This is a genomic window from Idiomarina sp. UBA3162 (assembly GCF_002364475.1).
Classification (GTDB): Bacteria; Pseudomonadota; Gammaproteobacteria; order Enterobacterales; family Alteromonadaceae; genus Idiomarina.
Window position 1 is genome coordinate 1 of sequence record NZ_DEYI01000085.1, and the last position, 21,048, is coordinate 21,048.

The window sequence follows — 21,048 nt, forward strand, 5'->3', positions numbered from 1 at the left end:
TTATACCGAGCATTGCGATTATATAAGCCACAACAACGCTTTAACGTTGAGATCCCCGAATTACTGGTGACCTATTATTTAAACAACCAACGCACAGATGAAGCTTACATTTGGGCGCTTGTCGCAATCCAATTTAACTCAGAAGTACTGCAAGCCGATCAGCTTGGCACTATCTTCACACAATCAGACGAGCGCAAAGAGACGCTTGCCGACTCGGCAGAAGACATTATTGACCAAATTGAAGAAGGACAATTTAATCTTTACCCTGATTGGTCAGCGCCAACGAGTTAACGCAATAGCGTTGCCCCGTTGCTGTGGGGCCATCGTTAAACACATGACCTAAATGCCCCTTGCAGCGGCTACACACAATCTCAATTCGTTGCATGCCATGGCTAGCGTCCTCACAGTACTCGACGGCTCCATCAATGGCCTCATCAAAGCTTGGCCAACCACAATGCCCTTCAAACTGCTGCTGCCCAGTAAACAATAATTGCCCGCAGCCAGCACAGTGATACTCGCCGTTTTCATTCACCTGAATAAAATCGCCACTAAAGGGGGCTTCTGTGCCCTGCTGACGCAGAATCTGGTATTGCTCAGGTGTTAACCGCTCACGCCATTGTTCTTCACTGAGGTCGTTCCAATTAGTGTCGTTTTGCTGATTACTCATTACTCACCTATGTCTCTGTTCTGTCTTACTTTGTTAACAAACACTGTGTTAGACTTAAGACTCAATCACTTTCAGCTGCTCGGAGTTTTACATGTTGCGTCGTACAAAGATCGTTACCACCCTAGGTCCTGCTACTGATGACCCTAGTGTTCTTAAGTCACTTATACAAGCAGGTGCTAATGTAGTACGTCTAAACTTCTCTCATGGTTCGGCGGACGATCACATCAAACGCGCTGAAATGGTTCGTAAGCTATCCGCTGAATTAAAAGCACACGTCGCCATCTTAGGTGATCTGCAAGGACCAAAGATACGGGTAGCACGCTTCAAAAACGACAAAGTCACACTTTCTCAAGGTGAGAAGTTCACACTCGATGCCGAGTACGACAGCCAATCAGGCAACGAGCAAATCGTTGGACTTGATTATAAAGCACTTCCACACGATGTAGCCCCCGGTGACATTTTATTGTTGGACGACGGCCGTATTCGTTTAGAGGTTACTGATATCGACGGTACTGCAGTGCATACCGCTGTCGTTGTGGGTGGCCAATTATCCAATAATAAAGGTATTAATCGACTTGGTGGTGGGCTTTCAGCTAAGGCACTCACTGAGAAAGATTTAGAAGACATTAAGACGGCTGCAAAAATTGGTGTTGACTACTTAGCCGTGTCGTTCCCTCGCAGCGGTGATGACATTAATGAAGCTCGCCAGTTATTACGTGCAGCGGGTGGCGATGGTGTCTTGTGTGCGAAAATCGAACGAGCTGAGGCGGTTGCCTCAGAACACGCGTTAGACGATATTGTTCGCGCTTCGGATGCGGTCATGGTTGCACGGGGTGATTTAGGTGTTGAAATCGGTGATGCCCAACTTGTGGGTAAACAGAAACTCATCATCAGCCGGGCACGTCAATTAAACAAAGTCGTGATCACCGCAACACAAATGATGGAGTCGATGATCGAAAACCCGATGCCTACCCGTGCCGAAGTTATGGACGTTGCTAACGCGGTGCTTGATGGCACCGATGCGGTTATGCTTTCAGCTGAGACCGCGGCCGGTAAACACCCCGTCGAAACAGTCAAAGCAATGGCAGAAATTTGTTTGGGTGCAGAGACACATCCGAGTGCTCAGTTAAAGCATCACGATTTAGAGGAACATTTTTCGAGCATTTCAGAAGCAGCAGCGATGTCGGCGATGTATGCCGCAACTCACTTGACCGGTGTGAAAGCCATTATTGCACTGACCGAATCGGGCTTCACTGCTAAGTTAATGTCGCGTATTACCTCGCACTTACCCATTTTTTCCATGTCACGTCATTCAGGTAGCCGTCACAAGTGTGCGCTATACCGGGGTGTATATCCTATTCAATTTGACTCAACTCAATCAGAAAACCCAATTTTAGATGCTATTGGTGTTATCAAAGGTTTAGGTCATGTGGCAAAAGGCGACTTAGTGGTATTAACCCATGGCGATGTAATGGAAACCGTAGGCTCAAGTAATACCTGTAAGGTTATTGAAGTTCAATAATAAGCGCGTGAGGCACACGCTTGGTTACCCACCAAAGTGTGCCTCAATATCTCGGCATGTCTCAATATACTCGTCTAGCTGTTCAATTAGAGTATCACGCTGTTCTTGGTTCAGAGTCCCACTCAACTTTGCAAGGTATTGATGACGAATGGCGGCTTTGGTTCGACGGTTTTCGCGCTGTTCGTCGGACAACATTTGTTCTGGATCGGTGATTAATGACTCGATTCTTTCGGCTTTGATAGGCGACTGTAATAACGCCTTCTCGAAAGCGTCAAGCCAGCGTTGACGATAGGCTAACCAGTCATAATCGTTTGGCACCGCTTCAGATTCAGTCACCCACACTTTAATCAATTGCCGTTGTGCGTCAGTCAAAGTGCCCAAGCGCTCTTCAATCGACTCTTGCCGACGCTTAACACGGTCATAAGAAGCAAATAGGTCATCGCCCTCCTCAGCCTCCTCTTCGCGCTGCTCATCAATTTTTGATTGCATTGACGCTATTAGCTGCTGCTTCTGCACATCCGACAACGTGTTGAGAAAGTCCGTACGGGCGGCAATTTGGTCTTTTATTTGCTGCCAAAAATACCAGGCGTCCATCTCGATTTGCTCAAGCAAGTCACGGTCCACAGTGTCTTCGGCAAGTGCCTGACGTAAACTTTGAAGGCGGACGCGGTATTGAGGAATTTGCTTCGTAGCATGCCATTGATGGAGCTCATCAATGATTTCAGATGCACGCTCTTGCTGGTCATCTGTTAGCTCGACATAATCATCGAGTTGCCACTCTATAAAAGTGTCGAAGTAGCGATAACCAAACTGAGCCGTACATCCGACTAATACGATTGATAGAACAAGTACTACTGCATAGATTCGACGCATTAATTTAATATCAGTTGTTTGATCCTATCTTTGTAACTACGACTGACTTTTAATTTTTGACCATTCTTGAGTGAAATATGGTATTCGCCGTTTTGACGTGTGCATAACTTCTCGACTTGGTTGACGTTCACAATCGCAGAACGATGGATACGCTGAAACAAATTAGGGTTAAGCTCTTTCTCAAGCTCCTTCATTGTTCGACGCAAAATAAACGTTTCACCGCTGGCGTGAATGCACATGTAGTCGCCCGCCGCATCGACCCATTCAATCGCATTGATGGGCACTCGCGTGATTTCGCCACTGTCTTTTATCGCAATATGTTCCGGATACCGACTCATCGGAACATCATCGCCACTGGCGAGCCGCTCGAGGATCACATCGCAATCTTCGCCCGTGACCTCAGCGACTAGATTCACTAACTTTTGCTGTGTCGCATCAAACTCATTAGGCTCAAGCTCCTGTTTGACCCGCTCAATCGTTTCGGCCAGGCGCTCTTCATCAACAGGCTTTAACAAGTAATCCAATGCACGGACCTCAAAAGCGCGAATAGCGTATTGATCGAACGCTGTCACAAACACAATCGCAGGTAACACCTGCATACTCTGTTGAAGTGACTTGAGCACGTCAAATCCGTTCAAGCCTGGCATCTGAATATCTAAAAATACGATATCAGGCTTCAACGCACTAATTTCTGCAATGGCTTCACGACTATTGCCTTGATGACCGATCAACTTAATTTCGTCGAATGACTCCAATCGGATGGCTAGTCCTTTACGTGCTAACGATTCATCGTCCACGATGTAAGCAGTAAAACTACGACTCATACACTCTCCAATGTTTCATAAGGCAATACAATCTCAACGCATAAGCCTTGCGGTTTATTTTTCGTCATACGGAAGCTGAAATCATTACCATACAAAGCTGATAATCGCTCACGCGTATTCTTTAAACCCACACCTGCATTACGCATTAATAATTCGGGCTGTTCAGGTGCATTGGGCCCATTATCGCATAAGCGTACTTTTAGCTCACCGCGTTCAATATAAGCCGTTAACGATAATACGCCCTGATCCTCAGTTTTAGCAATCGCATACTTTATCGCATTCTCGATTAACGGCTGGAACAGCAAACTGGGCACCAACGCCTTTTTAGCTTCATCGCTGACATCAATAATAATCTCTAATCGTTCATCAAAGCGGACTTTTTCGATATCGAGATACAGCATCAGCGCCTCGACTTCCTTCTTTAACGTGATTTTTTTAATCGGGTCGTTATCCAAGGAAAAGCGCAGGAAGTGGCTTAATCGATTAACCATCTTATTCGCGATTTCAGTATCTTTGACCAAGATCAGCGTTGAAATCGCATTGAGGCTGTTGAATAAGAAATGAGGGTTCAGTTGATAGCGCAGCATTTTAAGTTGCGCTTGGTGCGCCATTGAAGACGCCATCAATGCCTTTTGTTTTTCGCTTTGTAGCATACGGTAATACTTGATACCAAAGTACAAACCGCTCCAACTCAACACGATGTAAAATTTAGCGATGTTATTTTTGAAGTAAGCAAGTTTACTATCTGGTGTAAATCCGAATTTGTAGATTTCCCAGTAGGTCGCGTTATCTATTACTGCCCACAAACACGCAATCGTGTAACTCGCTAAAATGACCACGAGCATTAACAGTAATGGATGCCACTCCCATACCCGTTGGTAAAAATAGCGCAGCGGCAGCGTCATGAAAAAACCAGTGTAAGCCCCTAAAATCAGCACAACACCATAAATATCGCGCATTTCGTGCATCAATGAGCCGATATAGTTTACAAGCGCATAGCCTGCCCAACCGCCAAACTGCAGTAACCAGAACCAGCGATCAGAGCTCGGAAACCAGGATGTGTTTAAAATTGCTTTTACCAACGTATTCAACCTTTTACCTGTACAAACGCAAGCTCATGATTGCGAGCGCGATAAGGCGTCAATATCAACGAGACTGCCTGCAAACAGGCCGTTAATGGCTTCTTTTTGTTGGCTATTAAACTGCACACCCAGCGTGACTTCATCATCAGATGCTTTCACTTGCCTAACAATACTGCCCAATTTGACGGTATTTCCTGACTTTTGCTTGACGATAATGTTAACCCGATCGCCGGATTTCCACTCAATACCTTGCTCTTTATCTTGTTCATCTTCAGTATCGTGTTCATCAAGTAAGTAGCGCAACTTACAACCGGTTTCCGATACATCTAAAATAATTGCCTCCACTGAAGCATTGACTTTATTATCTTCTGATAGGCGTTCAACGGCACACGGCAAATAGGCATCAAAACGACGGCCCTGCCTTATCACGCGACTCTCAACTTGTTTGGGCCAATCTAAAAACAGCATTTTGGTTGGGTGGGCGACGACAAAGTCAATGTCACTTCTGAATGCGCAGATTTCACCATTTTCGTTTTCTAGCACAAAGCGCACGATAATCGGCACGCCCTCATAAAGATGTTCCCTTAATTCACCATAGCGCCGAGAATCAGGCATATTGACGATAAACCAACGGCCCATGACAGCCCCTATAAAGTCCGTCTGAAAACGCGCTGGTACATTGAGGCCGGAAATTTGTATTTCTACTTTTTGCCCCACCGTCAGCTGCTTGATTTTTGCCGTCATGCAATCCCCTATCAATAAAACCGAGTATGTTAATATAATCGCCAGAAGTCATTGACTGTCAAGCAAAGGAGTATCAGTTTGAACCATTACTACATTAACCCAATTGACCCTAAAGGTCATTTATTTGAGGTCACGCTGCGTATTGAAAAGCCGCATCCTGATGGTCAAGAACTCTGGTTACCGAATTGGATACCCGGCAGCTATCTCATCCGCGATTTTAGCAAACATATTATCGGCGTTTATGCCGAACACGATGGACGTGCCATTAAGCTCGATCAAATCAGCAAAAATCGCTGGCGCCTCGAGCCTTGTGATCACGCTGTGCAAGTAAGTTACCAAGTATATGCTTTCGATCTTTCCGTTCGCAGCGCGTATCTTGATGAGTTACAAGGCTTTTTCAACAACACATCGCTCTGCCTTGCCGTCGCTGGCCAAGAGCAGAACCCTTGTCGATTGACCCTCGAGCCAAGCGATAGCGTCGCGCATTGGCGTATTGCAACCGGTATGCCGCGCGTATCCGGAAATGCGCACAGCTGGGGTGAATTTGAAGCGGAAAACTACGACAAATTAATTGATTACCCATTCTTGCTGGGTGATCTGACCATTGAAGAGTTTATTGCCCACGGTATTAAACACTCTTTAGTACTGAGCGGTCGACACAAAGCCGATACTTCCCGCATCACCGCGGACCTAGCGCGTATTTGCGAGTATCAGCTTAAAATGTTCGGCGAACCTGCACCCTTTAAGCACTATACGTTCTTAACCATGGTCGTAGGCGATGGTTTTGGCGGCCTCGAACATAATAACTCGACCGCACTGGTGTGCAGCCGCAAGGATCTCATCAAGCCTGGGCAAACTAAGGTGGACGATAATTACGAAACATTCTTAAGTTTGTGTTGCCATGAGTATTTTCACAGTTGGAACATCAAAACGCTCAAGCCTAAAGCTTTCATTCCCTACCCGCTGGAGCAAGAAACCTACACAGAGCAACTGTGGTTCTACGAGGGCATGACCTCATATTTTGATGATTACCTGCTTCATCGTGCAGGCATTATTTCTGCCGATCGTTATTTACGTTTGCTAGGCAACACCTTGGCGCGTGTTGAGCGCGGTGTCGGACAGCATCAACAATCCGTGACTGAATCGAGCTTTTTAGCTTGGACCAAGTTCTACCAACAGAATGAAAACGCGCCTAATAGCATTGTTAGTTACTACGCTAAAGGGGCTCTTATCGCCTTGTGTTTGGACTTAACCATTCGTCTACAAAGCGATCATCAACTCGATTTACAGCAAATAATGCACGACTTTTGGCACCGCTACGGTAAAACCGGAGAAGGTACTGAAGATCATACTTTTTTCGAGTACTTGAGCCACTATACCGCACTTGATGTCAACGAGATGCTTCATAACGCGCTATATTCTCGTGAGCAACTGCCTGTGTCAGAGCTGTTAGAAAACTTTGGCGTTAAGGTGGCACGACACGTGCCCGCGAACGACTTACAAAGTAACGGCAAATTACCCGAAAAGTCCGCTAAAGTGACCTTAGGAGCGCGTTACAAAAACCATCCTCAAGGATTGGAGTTAACGCAGGTGTACCACGATGAAAGCGCTTATGAAGCAGGGCTATCGGCCAATGACCGCATAATAGCCATCGACCACCTCCAGGTTACCAGCGATAACATCAACGAAATATTGGATGCTTTCAAGCCGGGCGATAGTGTCACCGTGCACGCCTTTAGACGAGACGAATTACGAACATTAAAGCTGACCTGGCAAGCACCTAAGAAAACAAGCTACGTGCTTTCCATCACGCAGCCTGAGCATCTTAATAATTGGTTGAAGACCAGCCCTTAATTAGTTGCCAGAGGATACAGCTGGGGTAACAATGCAGGATCGAGACGCTCGTTACCCCAGTTTACGCGCCAATCAAGGTGAGGCCCGGTAGCGCGCCCCGACGCGCCTATTTCACCAATTTTTTCGCCTTGCTGGATAGTATCGCCGACCTCCACTGACAGTTTGCTTAAATGCAGGTAGGTGGTGTTCACACGATAGCCGTGGTCGATAATCAGCGTGCCACCTGAATAAAATAAATCAGGCTCAGCTAAGGTGACTACTCCACTCCAAGGCGCGTAGACGGGTGTTCCAGTCGGTGCGGCAATATCTTCACCGTAATGGGGACGACGCGGTTCACCATTGTAGAATCGCTGTGAACCATAAACACCGCTGATACGCCCTTCCGCGGGCTTACGTACCGGAGTCATAAAGTCCATTCGTTTCGAATCAGTTTGGCGAGCGCGCCATACTTTAGCTGCTTCAGCCTTGGCGCGTTTAACTTGCTCGGGATCCGGCGTGACTGTTTTTTGCGGTACGCCCTCAACGCGATCAATCTTGTATTCGCGTTTGCTTAAAGTCAGATTAATCGGCGTTTTTTCTGAGCCATCACGCACTTCAAGAGTTTGATTCAACGCTGCATCGCGACCAAAGCCAATAACAAAGTAACCATCATCAGTGATATCAAGTGACTCACCTTGATAAACCACCTGTGAGTCAGGCTCAACTTGACCGATCAGCAGTGCGCCTTGAGTCAACTCGCCATACCATGTAATGGGCGTATCCTGTTGAGCCGCAGAGGCCACGCTCGCGCAAGCAATACTCAATATCGATAATACCGAGACCATCGGCTTTAAACGGTTAAGCATATGCAATAGCTCCTTTACCAACGCCTTCAAACGCTTTGACTCTTACACGTTGTTCAGGATGGTCTTGTTTGATTTTTGCTGCAATAAATTCTGCAATGCACTCCACTGTAGAGTCGGAATCAATAAAATCGTTCTCGCTTTTGGGCACAATTAATTCAAACAAGCCTTGGTCAGCAACATAACTATAGCCAACATGAGTTGCTTCACTGAGTTGCTTCGCCGACTCCGAGCGCTGTAGACTTTTGATTTCGGCTTTATCCTCTTCTGAGCCAATATAAATATCAGCCCATCGTTCGGACCATTGTTTCTCAAGCACCGGCTGACGAATATTATCCAACGCAATTTGAATTTTTGAGCGGTGACCGTGAGCGATACGCTGGCAGTTACCGTCATGTTTCTTTAGCCCATGAGTATAATGATAATAGAAGCCATCTATCGCCTCGGGGCGCAATGACAAGCGCAAGCCTTGAACGTTACCAGGCAATTCTCGTTTTATCACAGCGCGTAAATAGTCGGTGACTGAGAGCGCATCCACTTTTTCTGCATCGATATAAGCAAAGGCTTCAGCGGGACAAAATAAATGAATCGAGCGGCCTTCAGGTCGCACAAAGTCAACCCAATGGGACTCATCGTCACTAGAGTGAGTAACGCGTGTATATGAATGACTGCTTGGCACTAATAGCTTGTGATCAACTGACCGATCAATAATCGCTTTGATCTGCTTTTTTACTCGACCAAAATCAAGCACCATTGATTGCTCGTTGAGTGAACCATCTAGCTCAATATCTACAATCCAACTCTCGCCCACGATGCCGCGCTCAGCACATAGGTAAGAACAATCAATTACGGTCAAATCATCTACAAATAACAGCATAGCTCTCGCTTACATCTCATAAAAATCGGTTCAATTATAACGCTATTCATTGGGTTACGCACCCAGCGCTCATCGGCTTAAACAATAATTTTCAGTTGGCTGAGCACATCAATGAATAAATGCATAGCTAACGCAATCAATAACACACCCATTAGTCGATCAACCCAGTGCATGTAACGCCATACTCGTTTAAATACGCGCTCCGACGATAGCACTCGGGACAGAAACAAAAACCAAACGCCCGTGGCGAGAATTAAATAAATGGCATAGCTTAACTGCCAAGCAAATGGCGTGTCAGGGCTAATCACCACCGTAAATAATGTCAAAAAGAACAACGTTGCTTTGACATTCAGTCCATTGGTTATAAAGCCGGTCATAAACGCGCGCCTTTCAGATGGACGCTGCGGGTCGTACTCATGCGTGTCGGGCGCCGGTTTCGGTTTTGACTGCAGTGCGCCCACGCCCATGTAGGCTAAGTAGAGCGCACCCGCTGTCAAAATAGCCGCATATAACCACTGGGTTTGTTTAATAATAATGGCCACGCCCACCAGTGAATAAGTCACATGCAAAATAATACCGGCGGCTACACCTAAGCTTACAAACGCACCGACTCTACGACCATAAGAAAGGCTGTAGCGAGTGACAACCGCAAAGTCTGGGCCCGGACTCGCAACGGCGAGTAAATGATAAGTGGCAATAGTGAGAAACTCAGCCCAATAAGACACGACTTGCGCCTCCATGCAATTAAGGTTAACTTTTAGTTAATTCAAATTAAATAAAGCTGGTTCATTATGAGCTCTAAATCAAACTTATCGCTGAATGCTCTGCGCGTGTTTGACGTCGCGGCGCGTGCAGGCACCTTCAAACAAGCCGCTCAGCAGTTGGGCGTCACCCAAGCGGCTGTCACACGACAGATTCAGACACTCGAAAATCAGTTGGGCATGCGTTTATTTCAACGCGACAACCGTGTTCATGCACTGACGCCGGCGGGACTAGAGCTGGCCCCTGCACTCGAGAGTATATTTCGCGAGTTAGATCACACGATACAACGTGCTCGTTCGACCGCTGATCATAACATTACCCGGCTCACACTGGCTATTAGTTCTGAGCGTCTTCGCTATTGGCTACAAGATCGCCTGGCAGATTTTCATTCGATTTATCCTCATATCCAACTCAGCTTTGTTCGTAGCGATGAGCAAGTCAATGATGCACAGCAAGCTGACTGGGCGAGTCAAATTCAACACGAAAACATTGATCTGCTTATCAGCCAAAGTCTTTTACGCGATACACAAATACAGCAAACCACACTCTATAAACCGAGTTATGTCGCGATCAGTCCCGATGCAAATTGTGACTTGACTCAGGCAACGTGGTTTGTCGATAAAGCACACCCCATGCATCAACAAGTGATAGAACAGCACACAAGCCGCACTCACCCGCTGACTATTAATCAGTGTGCCGATACGACTATGGCGCTCGATTTGGCACTCACATATCAAGGTGTGGCAATTGTCGATGAACAGCTGACGCAACATCCATCATTATCAGACTGGCATACGTTGGGTAAAACTGAGTCATCACGGAGTGTAGCTGTGTATGCGCAGTATCGTAAAAAGCGTCGCTATTCTGTTGCGCTGGTCGCGCTACTCAACTGGCTTAAGTTACAAGTCAAAGATATCGATGCATCTTAGGAGTCGCTAACATGCCCACTTCGAGCCTAAAAACTGAGCGCTTTAATTTTGAACGTCACGCGATTACACAGGTGGTATCTATCGAACAACAGCTCTACGATGACCTCGCCTATCCTGAACTGTTGTTCTATCAAGCCGCACATCAATGGCCGAGCTTTCAGTTTATCTGTCGTGATGACAACGACATCCTTGCCTACGCCATGTACGCGCCGGCGGAAAAGTCCAATACATTATGGTTGATGTCCGCCGCAGTAAAGCCAGGTTGCCAAGGCCGTGGCGTGGGCACAAAACTGTTAAGCGATAGTTTGCGTAGTCTAGATGAAGATGGGGTGACATGTATCCTTCTAAGCGTTGCCCCAAGCAACGTTGCCGCAATCAGCGTGTACGAAAAGCTCGGCTTCGACGTTGTTAGAAAGGCTGAGAACTACCTCGGCCTGGGTGAACACAGACTCATAATGCAGAGGAAAATCACAGACAAGGATTAGCCATGAATTTTTTACAAGAGTGGGCAAATGCAGCACACACCAGTGTTGGTTTCTTTTGGATGGCGTTGTGGGCGTTCGCGCTCGGATATCTAATAAGTAGTCTTATTCAGGTCATGGTCAGTCGTGGACATATGAAAAGCCTGATGGGTGACGACTCAGCTAAATCGATGACACTCGGCACTTTTTTCGGGTTTATTTCGAGCTCTTGCAGTTTCGCAGCGCTTTCAACAACGCGCGCTTTGTTTAATAAAGGCGCCTCTTTCCCCGCCTCCATGGCATTTTTACTTGCATCCACCAACCTCGTTATCGAACTTGGGTTCGTGATTGCGATCTTCTTGAGTTGGCAGTTTGTCGCAGGTGAATATATTGGTGGCGTGTTACTTATCGCTTTTGCTTGGCTATATATTAAGCTGACATCACCTACGGGTTTGATTAAATCGGCTCGCAAAAACGAAGACACTGACGATGAGGATAACTCAACAAAGCCATGGAGCGCTTTGCTGACACGCGAAACATGGCAACAAGTCGCAAAAAAATACCAAATGGAATGGCAGATGGTGTGGCAAGACGTGCTTCTTGGCTTCACTGCTGCGGGTATCATTTCCGCCTTTGTACCCAGTGAGTTTTTTAACTGGTTATTCCAAGGTTCTGGCGCCAATGTCGCTGACGCATCGTTTTTCGAAGTGCTACAACAGACCATTGTGGGTCCTTTAGCCGCGTTCTTCACCTTTATTGGTTCAATGGGTAACATTCCGCTCGCCGCAGTGCTATACGGTGAGGGAGTCGCCTTTGCGGGCGTCATGGCGTTTATATTCTCCGACTTAATCGTATTGCCAGTGTTGCGTATCAACGCTAAGTACTACGGTTGGAAAATGGCGTTATACATTGCCCTGATGTTATTCGTCTGTTTGGTATTAACCGCCTTAACGTTGCATTATGGCTTGTTTGCTTTTGACGCCCTGCCCGATCATTCGCAGCAACAAAAAATTACCGAACGTGCGTTCTTCTCGGTCGACTACGGATTCATTCTTAACCTGATCTTTTTAGCTGTGAGCGCGGGTTTAATCTATTTGACTCAGCGGCAGAAAAAGCAACATAACCATCACGAACACCACCATCATCATGATCACGACCATGGTAGCAGTAACTCATGGCGCGATTATTTGATGAACGGTCTTTGTATTATTGCCGGCGTTTGGTTAATTGCAGGTCTGATACTGTATGGGACGCTTTAATGCCTCTGTTGGACGCGTCTGAACCCATTGAGTTTGCGCCTGGGGCATGGCTCTTTCCGAATCATGCCTCGGAACAGGCTGCGGATATACTTGCGGCGATACGTGAGTGTGTGCGTCAAGCGCCGCTTCGTCACTTCATGACGCCCGGTAATAAGCCGATGTCAGTGCTGAGCAGTAACTGCGGTGATTTCGGATGGGTTTCGGATAGCAAAGGCTACCGCTATCAAGCAACCGACCCCAAGTCAGATAAACCTTGGCCTGACATGCCGTCGATTTTGCTTCATGAAGCAACACAAATTGCTGAACAGGCAGGCTACCGGGACTTCATACCGAATGCCTGCTTAATAAATGTCTATAAGCCCGGTGCCAAAATGGGGTTGCACCAAGACCGCGATGAGTCCGACCTAAACGAGCCGGTCGTTTCTTATTCATTTGGCTTGCCCGCGCGCTTTATTTGGGCAGGCCAAACACGCACCGGTTCAAAGCAGCGTATTCCCCTTAATCACGGTGATGTATTAGTTTGGGGCGGACCTAGCCGACTCAATTATCATGGAATTGATAAACTCGTCGAAGGCACCCACCCGCTCACGCAACAAACACGTGTGAACCTCACATTAAGAAAAGCTTAATTTTTTCTGATCCTTTTACATACAGTCACGTATGTATCATTACCTGTATGTGAGAGGAAGTAGTATGAGCACTATCAAAACCGCGGCTGTCGCATTGGCAGCCGCAACCTTTTTATTACCTGTAAAGGCCGATGAATGGCACGTATCCGCTTCGTATTCCACCGACCAATTGCGCGGTGCACGAGTCGGCTACCGCACTGAGAGTACACAATTCAGCTTTTTAGATTGGGCAGGCAGTCCGCAAGTAAGTCTTGAGATGGGGCTCAATCATTGGCAGGATTCAAACGACACGTCCGATAACATCACCGCATTGACCGTGTCACCTGTGTTCCAATGGCAATTGACCGAAAGCGCCACGCCACTCTATTTAGAGGCCGGTATCGGCGGTAGTTATTTTGATAAAACCCGTATTAGCGACCGCCGTTTATCAACACAATTTCAGTTTGAAGATCGCGTAGGATTGTCTTGGCAGTATAGCGCTGATAGTAAAGCAAGAATTACAGTACAGTACTCCCATTATTCTAATGCGGATATCGAAAGGCCCAACGATGGATTGGACTTTTATTCGATTTATTGGGTACTACCTATATGAATAGCTTAATAAAGGAGGCGATTATGATTCCCCAGTTTGGTATGGGTACCTTTAGATTAGAAGGACAGGAACTCACCGACCTCGTTAGTGCTGCCATTGATATGGGTTACGAGCACATCGATACCGCGCAGTTTTACGATAACGAAGCCGATGTCGGTAAAGCACTCGCTCAACACACCAACAAGGACGTGTTTGTCACGACCAAAGTGTGGTATGAAAAACTTGCCTATCAAGACGTGCTTGATTCGCTACAAGTGAGCCGCGATAAACTACAACGCGACACCATCGATCTTGCGCTGATTCATTGGCCCTCACCCAATGACGAAGTGCCTGTTGAGGAAACCCTAGACGCGCTGCAGAAAGCCCAGCAAGATGGGTTAATCAAGCACCTAGGTGTCTCCAATTTCACCATCGATTTGTTAAATCGTGCGGTTGCGCACGTGGGGAAAGATAAAATCCTCACCAATCAGATCGAGGTCCATCCATTCTTTCAAAACCATGCGATAACCGATGCCTGTAAGCAAATGGGTGTTAAAATAACGGCTTATTTACCGTTGGCAAAAGGCGCTGTGATGGATAACTCAGTGATGCAAGATATTGCTGAGAAACACAATGTCTCGCCGGCACAAGTCGCTATTGCATGGCAGTTGGCGAATGACTATGTCGCGATTCCGTCAACCACCAAGGTGGACCATTTGAAGTCGAATTTTGATGCGCAAAACTTGAAGCTTGACCAGGATGACATGAAGGCAATCGCGGATATTGATAAAGACGATCGTCTCATCGATCCCGACTTCTCGCCTGACTGGGACTAACGAGTTCGTAAAAGGCAGTGTGCGCAGCACGCTGCCTATTGAACATCGCTTACGTTCTGGCACAATACAGTAAATAATACTGAATAGTCAGCGGTGCCATGACCCCCTTCTCCAAACCACAAAAGCCCTCTTTCATTGCGGTGTGTGTCGCACTCGCGGTGGTCTTTGTGTTGTGTTGGGGTAACCGTTTTAGTCTAATTAAAACCTGTCAGCTGAATGACCAACATAATTCAGTCACAGCATCGTTCGACACGAGTAATAAGACGCCTCAAACGAGCCATAAACAGTGTGATCACGCCTCACACTTGCTAAAAGTCAGTCAATTAGATATCAGCGCAATGACATTATTTGTTGCGTTTATTGGCTTTGTACTCTTTTCCAAAAGCGATACGCCTGCACCTAGCTATGCGAATCGATTTGCAAAGCCCAAACGAAGGTGCCACACCCTCTTCTGCTTATTTCTGGAATAGCTTCTTACGTTTGCTTCGAAAACGTATTTTTTAGCTATTTTAGGAGTATCAATGAACACAGCAAAATTTGTAGGCTACCTACGCTGGTTTAGCGTATGTTTAAGCCTTTTGATGTCACCGTTCAGCTGGGCACAGGGCTCACCTTCCACGGGTTGGTTAACGAGTCCCGATCACGACGCGGTCAAGGTCAAACTTGAAGTGACAGGCGAATTTAATCCCGAAACCCGCGTATTACCGGCACTGTTAACGGTGCAGCTTAAAGATGAATGGAAAACGTACTGGCGAGCACCGGGTGAAGGCGGTATTCCACCGCGTATCGACTTGGCTTCGTCAAAAGGTATTGAACGCATCAAGTGGCATTGGCCAACACCGAGTGAGTATTACGTACAATCCATTCGCACAGCCGGCTATAAACACCAAGTCACGTTTCCCCTCGAAATCGTTGTATCTGAAACAACTGAAAGTGCTCAGTTGGATGCTGTATTCACGTTATCGAGCTGCACGAATATCTGTGTGCTAACCGATTTTCCGCTGCAACTGAATATTGATGTTAACCAACTTACGCCAGACAGCGAACAGAGCTTTGCGTTTGCACAAGCAATGAGTCAAGTACCGCAGCCACTCCGCAGCGCGGAGGTGACGCGCGCTGATTACAACGCCGATGATCAACGACTAACCTTTGAGGTATCACGCGCATCAGGTTGGGATTCACCCCAACTATTCGTGCACAGTGACGATAAACAACTTGATGAAGTGGTTTTTAAGCTCATCGATCAGCAGATGAGCGAAGATGGGAAGCGTTTAATCGCCCGCTTTAAAGCATCTCATTGGCTCGAGCTACCAGAACTCGTTAACCGACGAGTCAGCATCACCGTAAATGACGATCCATTCGGTGCGGCTTATACAACACAACTCGATCGGAGTAAAAGCTCGACGACTAATGAGTCCCTCGACTCTATGACTATTTGGGGGGCGCTATTCGCGGCTCTGCTGGGCGGTTTAATTCTCAATATGATGCCCTGCGTCTTACCAGTCCTTGGAATCAAGGTGCAATCTTTGATCGCTAACAGCAACGCATCAGCGCGAGAGGTTCGGTATCAGTTTCTCGCCACAGCCATGGGTGTTATCAGCACCTTTATCGTTATTGGCACTCTACTCGGTCTGTTAAAACTGAGTGGCGTGCGGATCAGTTGGGGAATGCAGTTTCAAAACCCTTGGTTTATCGCAGTGCTGGCGTTCATTACATTGGCTTTTGCTATAAATTTGTTCGGGCTTTATCAGATTCGCCTCCCGCAGTGGCTCAATCAATGGGCGCTAAAATCACAGCGTAGTTCCTTATTAGGTCATTTCAGTCAGGGCGTCTTTGCCACCGTATTAGCAACGCCGTGTACCGCCCCCTTTTTAGGCACAGCGGTGGCGTTCGCGTTGGGCGCGCCCATGTATTTACTACTGCTGATATTCTTCGGGCTCGGTGTTGGAATGGCACTGCCTTGGTTGTCCATCGCGGCATTTCCACAAACCCGTAAGTTGTTACCCAAACCCGGGTCGTGGCTGAAATGGGTGAAGCCGATATTTGGTGCCTTGTTGCTCGCCACAAGCGTCTGGCTATTCACATTGTTAACACCGCATTGGTTAGAGGCATCCAGCGAATCAACTTCAGCAGAGCAAACCAGCGAACGCCCTTGGCAAACGCTCTCGTTTAAGACGATTCATCAGGCGGTTACGCAAGGAAAAGTCGTATTTGTGGATGTCACAGCAGACTGGTGTATTACCTGTAAAGCCAATAAGCTTGGTGTACTTGAGCAAGAGCCGGTATACAGTGCGCTCGCAGCACCGGACCTGATTCGTATGCGCGGTGATTGGACTGTGCGAAATGATTATATCACGGACTATCTTCGCGCCTATGGACAGTACGGCGTGCCATACAACCGAGTATACGGACCGGGCGCTCCCGAAGGGATTGAGTTGCCCATCATCCTTACCAGCGATGCCGTAATGCAAGCCATCAAGGAAGCCAGAAATGAATAAATGGGGTCTGAGATTTATTAAATTACTGGGTTACCTTGTTGTCGCCGCCGCGATCGCCTTCGGCGTCGACTTGTATCGTAACAATAACGTACCCACTACGTTGCCCGACGAATTAACACTCACAAGCCTGGCTGGCGAACCGCTATCAATAGCTAAGATGAGTGAAGAAGAGCCCGTGCTACTTTATTTCTGGGCGACCTGGTGTCCCGTGTGTCCAACGGTCTCGCCGACTGTGGACTGGTTAAGTGACGACTACACCGTTATTTCTGTCGCATTGAGATCGGGACACGACAAAAAGGTTTCCGCTTATTTACAAAGTAACCAACTCGACTTCACAACAATTAATGATGATCGTGGTCAGATATCGCGGCTATTTAATGTGGGCGTAACCCCCACCATTTTAATTATTAATAACCATAAAGTGACCAGCGCCACCAGTGGCTTCACTTCGCCACCGGGGATCCTAGCACGCTTGTGGTTGAGCAAATTTTAGAATTAACTTTTAAGATAAGGAATTAATGATGTTTAAACGAATGACACTCTTTATTGGTGCCGCTTTAATGAGCAATGCGATCAGCGCACAATCACTCACCGATAAACAAGAAACGGATCTGGCACAAATCGAAACCATGCTCCGCGATAACCCGCAACTTATTGGAAATATGCGTCAGGGATTAGAAAACTTTCTAGAGGAACAAAAAGCGCAAAAAGCGACCTACCAAGAATATAAGGACTGGCTTTTTGATACCTCTACACACCCTACTCTAGGCAATATTGATGCCGCGCATTCGATCGTCATTTTTACGGATTATAACTGTCCCTACTGCAAAAAGCTGGAGCCCAGTTTAGAGCGTTTAATTGAAGAATACCCATCGGTCAATGTCATTAATATCATTGTGCCGCTACGTCAGCGCTCTGTTGATGGTATCAACACCAATGCAACTGAGTTTGGGCTGAGTGTTTGGTCGAATGCTTCCGATAGTTACTATGATGTGCATACACTGCTAATGAGCAAATCAGGAATGCATAACGCAGATTCACTTCGAGCAATCGCCGAACGCACGGAAACACAAGCGTGGTTGAAAGACCCGCAAGCAAGCAAAGAAACGATTAAGAAGAATTTACAGACGTTTCAAGCGCTAGGGTTTCGTGGTACTCCTACCATCATGATTGGTGAACAGTGGATACCTGGTTTTATTCAGTATGGTCAGATCGAACAAATTGCCAAGCAAGAATTCGGTCTATAGATTGCTTTCTAAGGGGCTCCTATGCCCCTTTTTTTTGGCCTTAGTCTTTAAGCTAGATTCACCAAATAGCCGACAAGCCATGGCGCAATTGCACATAAACATAATAGACCGACTTTTTTCCAGCGAGCTTCTATATTACTTTTTAGACTGTAAAACACCGCCGCGTACGCAGTTACTATCGACCAGCCTATGTATATAAGTAACTCAGTCAGTGCCAACCCTAAATAGACTTCTCTCATCTCGCTGGATGACATTCCCCAACTGAGAATTAGCTGACCATAAACGATGACGGCAACGGTACCAATAATAGCAATCAAAGGCATCGCATTCTTCTGCATAAACACTCGACTCATGTGCAAGCTCCTGTGTTATTAATTATACATTGTAAAACGAACTAAGGTTTTTCGAATCGAAACAAGTCGATACATTTATTCTGTAGCGACAATAATCAATACTGAGTAAAGTCGTGCACTCAAACGGCTTTCTTAAACGATTATATACGGCGATAAGCACATGAATAAAAAAGCACTTTGGTCACTCCGCATAGCCTTACTCATCGGAACCGTGATATCTCTGTTTTTCGTACCTTGGCCACTTGTTAGCACTTGGCTTGCGCCACTCCCCAACACTATTCAGCAACAAATAGATGAAGCGACGCAAGACCATTTTGACGGAATGATTGTTTACGTTCAGCAAGGACAACAACCGGCAACGATATTCACCGCGGGGTGGCACGATAGAGCCAAGCAGTTGCCTGCCGAACCTAATGCGTTATTTAAGATCGCGAGTATCAGTAAGCTTTATGTAGCGCTAGCAACAACAAAGCTCATCAACGACGGTCAGCTATCCCTAAATGACTCGCTTAGCCAGCTGTTACCTAAAGTCAGCCAGCACCTTCCAAACGCTAATGAAATTACGTTGCGAATGCTTTTACAGCATCGGAGTGGACTTCCTAACTTCACAGATACGCCCAACTACTGGTCAAATCCACCCGCAACAGCCTCGGAAAAACTAGCACTTATTATGGATGAGCCCGCTGATTTTGCGCCCGATTCCGATTATGCATATTGCAATACAAACTATTTACTACTTACCCAAATTATTAACCATACTGTGGGTTATTCGTATCAACAGTACATTACCGATCGCATTTTACAACCATTAGCACTTCAGAATACTTACTTCTCGCTCGACGCAATTAATATCAAGGATCTCATGGGTGGTTACTACGTCGGTGTACAACCCAATATAAAAGAAAATGACTATGGTTCGATGATTGCCAGTATTACCGATGTTGGGCGATTCATTCGAGCACTTAACGACGGCTCTGCATTTGCACCGGGTGAACAAGCGATTTATTCATCGGTTTACAAGTTCGAACACGGTGGTTTGATACCCGGCTATCAGAGCTTAGCCGAGTATCACCCAGACATCGATACGGTTGTTGTTCAGTTCGTAAACACGACCGATTTTGACGGATACGAATGGAACCTCTCGGAAATATACATAAACCGTATTGTGGACATACTAAAAAAGAAGCCTTAACTGGCTTCTTTTTGTTTCGCAAACTTATCAATCGTATTGGCATCGACGTCACAAGCGGCTTTAAATTCTTCCGAACCTTCACTTTTACCCACCTTAAATACCGAAAACATTCGGGTCATAACAGGGGTGCGCTCGACATTTTGTTCCGTCGGTTTAAAACGAAGGTACTGTAAGTTCACAGCGATTGCTTTGGCAACCGTTTCGTTGGGATATGCATATTCGACTTTGTAGTTTGGCACGCGTCCCTCACTATTTATTGTATAGATAATTGAGGCGCAGCCATTTTGATTGTTACGTGCAAGTTCCCGTGCGTATTTATCGGAGGTGTTACGTGTTTTTTCTTGTTTCTGCATAACCCAGTAGTCGGTTACGACCTGACCATTTTTTTCTTCGGTTAAGTCCAAAACATACTCGGGCTCTTCGGGTAAATCCCGACCCATACTTTCACATCCAATTAGCCCGAGTAAACATATTGCTCCCGAGAGCCCAAATGCCAACTTTTTCATTTTTATATCCTTGTAAATTGACTAAATTTGCTATTGGAAACATAAATCATATCACAGCGTTAACAAAAGTTAACAAAAAGTAACAATAAAACCCTTTATACTGGCGCCTGTTTGGAGGACGACCTCCCCCGTTGTGGGAATCAATGACCGGGACGACCTGGTAAATTCGACGAGCTTTGTATGTCTTGGATCTATCTCATTTTGGCGGGTTTTCTTGAGATCGTGTGGGCATTCTCAATGAAACAGTCAGCGGGGTTTACGCGACTAACGCCATCCATCATTACGATTGTCGCAATGATGGCGAGCTTCTGGTTGCTCGCCATAGCAATGCGCTCAATTCCCCTCGGTACAGCCTACGTTATTTGGACGGGTATCGGTGCTATTGGCGCATTGATTGTTGGTATTGTATTTTTGTCTGAAGCGGTAACACCCATGCGACTAGTTGCCGCAGGCATGATCGTATGTGGTTTGTTGCTGTTGTCATTAACCAAGCAATAACCCAATTCCAGTTTTAAGGGCT

General features: G+C 46.4%; 23 protein-coding genes and 1 pseudogene. 14 read left to right on the top strand and 10 right to left on the bottom strand.

The genetic code is table 11. The features are described 5' to 3' along the window. Positions 1-291: pseudogene (locus B2X00_RS10510) on the top strand (DUF2989 domain-containing protein); the annotation flags it as partial. Here the strand turns inward: B2X00_RS10510 and msrB are convergent. Beyond that, on the bottom strand, positions 254-667 hold the full coding sequence (gene msrB, locus B2X00_RS10515) for a peptide-methionine (R)-S-oxide reductase MsrB (protein WP_290487481.1): 414 nt from the start codon (positions 665-667) through the stop codon (positions 254-256). The pseudogene B2X00_RS10510 and the gene msrB sit on opposite strands and share 38 nt — an antisense overlap. A 91-nt stretch (positions 668-758) precedes the next feature. On the opposite strand from msrB, the gene pyk reads away from it, so the two are divergent. Next, entirely contained in the window at positions 759-2,189 is a 1,431-nt protein-coding gene (gene pyk / locus B2X00_RS10520) for a pyruvate kinase (RefSeq protein WP_290487482.1), read from the top strand. Between the two features lie 24 nt (positions 2,190-2,213). Here pyk and B2X00_RS10525 read toward each other — a convergent pair whose 3' ends face one another. The 4 genes from B2X00_RS10525 to B2X00_RS10540 are packed head-to-tail and all read right to left on the bottom strand — an operon-like array spanning position 2,214 to position 5,712. Continuing rightward, complete coding sequence (locus B2X00_RS10525) at positions 2,214-3,062, bottom strand: DUF6279 family lipoprotein (protein WP_290487483.1); 849 nt, start codon at positions 3,060-3,062, stop codon at positions 2,214-2,216. Then, complete coding sequence (locus B2X00_RS10530) at positions 3,062-3,886, bottom strand: LytR/AlgR family response regulator transcription factor (RefSeq protein ID WP_290487484.1); 825 nt, start codon at positions 3,884-3,886, stop codon at positions 3,062-3,064. The genes B2X00_RS10525 and B2X00_RS10530 overlap by 1 nt, the downstream gene beginning before the upstream one ends. Further along, positions 3,883-4,968, bottom strand: a complete 1,086-nt coding sequence (locus B2X00_RS10535) for a sensor histidine kinase (RefSeq protein ID WP_290487485.1) — start codon at positions 4,966-4,968, stop codon at positions 3,883-3,885. The genes B2X00_RS10530 and B2X00_RS10535 overlap by 4 nt, the downstream gene beginning before the upstream one ends. A 33-nt stretch (positions 4,969-5,001) precedes the next feature. Beyond that, positions 5,002-5,712 carry a flagellar brake protein gene (locus tag B2X00_RS10540; protein WP_290487487.1) on the bottom strand — a complete coding sequence of 237 codons (711 nt, stop codon included), beginning with the start codon at positions 5,710-5,712 and terminating at the stop codon, positions 5,002-5,004. Between the two features lie 78 nt (positions 5,713-5,790). Between B2X00_RS10540 and B2X00_RS10545 the strand changes: the two genes are divergently transcribed. After that, positions 5,791-7,566 carry a M61 family metallopeptidase gene (locus tag B2X00_RS10545; protein ID WP_290487489.1) on the top strand — a complete coding sequence of 592 codons (1,776 nt, stop codon included), beginning with the start codon at positions 5,791-5,793 and terminating at the stop codon, positions 7,564-7,566. On the opposite strand, the gene B2X00_RS10550 is transcribed toward B2X00_RS10545, so the two are convergent. The 3 genes from B2X00_RS10550 to B2X00_RS10560 all read right to left on the bottom strand — a co-directional run bounded on the left by B2X00_RS10550 (position 7,563) and on the right by B2X00_RS10560 (position 10,025). Continuing rightward, on the bottom strand, positions 7,563-8,411 hold the full coding sequence (locus B2X00_RS10550; RefSeq protein WP_290487491.1) for a M23 family metallopeptidase: 849 nt from the start codon (positions 8,409-8,411) through the stop codon (positions 7,563-7,565). The genes B2X00_RS10545 and B2X00_RS10550 overlap by 4 nt on opposite strands. After that, complete coding sequence (locus B2X00_RS10555; protein WP_290487493.1) at positions 8,404-9,285, bottom strand: 6-carboxytetrahydropterin synthase; 882 nt, start codon at positions 9,283-9,285, stop codon at positions 8,404-8,406. Before B2X00_RS10555 ends, B2X00_RS10550 begins: the two co-directional genes overlap by 8 nt. Positions 9,286-9,362: 77 nt before the next feature. Beyond that, positions 9,363-10,025: a LysE family translocator gene (locus tag B2X00_RS10560; RefSeq protein ID WP_370260053.1), complete on the bottom strand. Its 663-nt coding sequence runs from the start codon at positions 10,023-10,025 to the stop codon at positions 9,363-9,365. A gap of 51 nt (positions 10,026-10,076) precedes the next feature. Between B2X00_RS10560 and B2X00_RS10565 the strand changes: the two genes are divergently transcribed. From B2X00_RS10565 to B2X00_RS10605, 9 genes are all read left to right on the top strand, one after another. Further along, positions 10,077-10,976, top strand: a complete 900-nt coding sequence (locus B2X00_RS10565) for a LysR family transcriptional regulator (RefSeq protein WP_290487497.1) — start codon at positions 10,077-10,079, stop codon at positions 10,974-10,976. 11 nt (positions 10,977-10,987) lie between these two features. Beyond that, positions 10,988-11,461, top strand: a complete 474-nt coding sequence (locus B2X00_RS10570; protein ID WP_290487499.1) for a GNAT family N-acetyltransferase — start codon at positions 10,988-10,990, stop codon at positions 11,459-11,461. Between the two features lie 2 nt (positions 11,462-11,463). Beyond that, complete coding sequence (locus tag B2X00_RS10575) at positions 11,464-12,696, top strand: permease (RefSeq protein WP_290487501.1); 1,233 nt, start codon at positions 11,464-11,466, stop codon at positions 12,694-12,696. Next, complete coding sequence (gene alkB / locus B2X00_RS10580; protein WP_290487503.1) at positions 12,696-13,325, top strand: DNA oxidative demethylase AlkB; 630 nt, start codon at positions 12,696-12,698, stop codon at positions 13,323-13,325. Before B2X00_RS10575 ends, alkB begins: the two co-directional genes overlap by 1 nt. Positions 13,326-13,389: 64 nt before the next feature. Continuing rightward, complete coding sequence (locus tag B2X00_RS10585; protein ID WP_290487505.1) at positions 13,390-13,917, top strand: acyloxyacyl hydrolase; 528 nt, start codon at positions 13,390-13,392, stop codon at positions 13,915-13,917. A gap of 23 nt (positions 13,918-13,940) precedes the next feature. Further along, positions 13,941-14,732, top strand: a complete 792-nt coding sequence (gene dkgB / locus B2X00_RS10590; RefSeq protein WP_290487507.1) for a 2,5-didehydrogluconate reductase DkgB — start codon at positions 13,941-13,943, stop codon at positions 14,730-14,732. Between the two features lie 521 nt (positions 14,733-15,253). Continuing rightward, complete coding sequence (locus tag B2X00_RS10595) at positions 15,254-17,230, top strand: protein-disulfide reductase DsbD domain-containing protein (RefSeq protein WP_290487508.1); 1,977 nt, start codon at positions 15,254-15,256, stop codon at positions 17,228-17,230. Continuing rightward, complete coding sequence (locus B2X00_RS10600) at positions 17,223-17,723, top strand: protein disulfide oxidoreductase (protein WP_290487509.1); 501 nt, start codon at positions 17,223-17,225, stop codon at positions 17,721-17,723. Before B2X00_RS10595 ends, B2X00_RS10600 begins: the two co-directional genes overlap by 8 nt. Before the next feature lie 25 nt (positions 17,724-17,748). Further along, positions 17,749-18,477, top strand: a complete 729-nt coding sequence (locus B2X00_RS10605) for a thioredoxin domain-containing protein (protein ID WP_290487511.1) — start codon at positions 17,749-17,751, stop codon at positions 18,475-18,477. 47 nt (positions 18,478-18,524) lie between these two features. Here B2X00_RS10605 and B2X00_RS10610 read toward each other — a convergent pair whose 3' ends face one another. Beyond that, a complete protein-coding gene (locus B2X00_RS10610; RefSeq protein WP_290487513.1) occupies positions 18,525-18,830 on the bottom strand; it encodes a hypothetical protein in 306 nt (101 codons plus the stop codon). 160 nt (positions 18,831-18,990) lie between these two features. On the opposite strand from B2X00_RS10610, the gene B2X00_RS10615 reads away from it, so the two are divergent. Next, positions 18,991-20,022: a serine hydrolase domain-containing protein gene (locus B2X00_RS10615; RefSeq protein ID WP_272978802.1), complete on the top strand. Its 1,032-nt coding sequence runs from the start codon at positions 18,991-18,993 to the stop codon at positions 20,020-20,022. On the opposite strand, the gene B2X00_RS10620 is transcribed toward B2X00_RS10615, so the two are convergent. Continuing rightward, positions 20,019-20,528, bottom strand: a complete 510-nt coding sequence (locus B2X00_RS10620; RefSeq protein WP_290487516.1) for a hypothetical protein — start codon at positions 20,526-20,528, stop codon at positions 20,019-20,021. The genes B2X00_RS10615 and B2X00_RS10620 overlap by 4 nt on opposite strands. A gap of 180 nt (positions 20,529-20,708) precedes the next feature. Here B2X00_RS10620 and B2X00_RS10625 point away from each other — a divergent pair, with 180 nt between their 5' ends. Further along, a complete protein-coding gene (locus B2X00_RS10625; RefSeq protein ID WP_290487518.1) occupies positions 20,709-21,026 on the top strand; it encodes a DMT family transporter in 318 nt (105 codons plus the stop codon). The last annotated feature ends 22 nt before the right edge of the window (positions 21,027-21,048 follow it).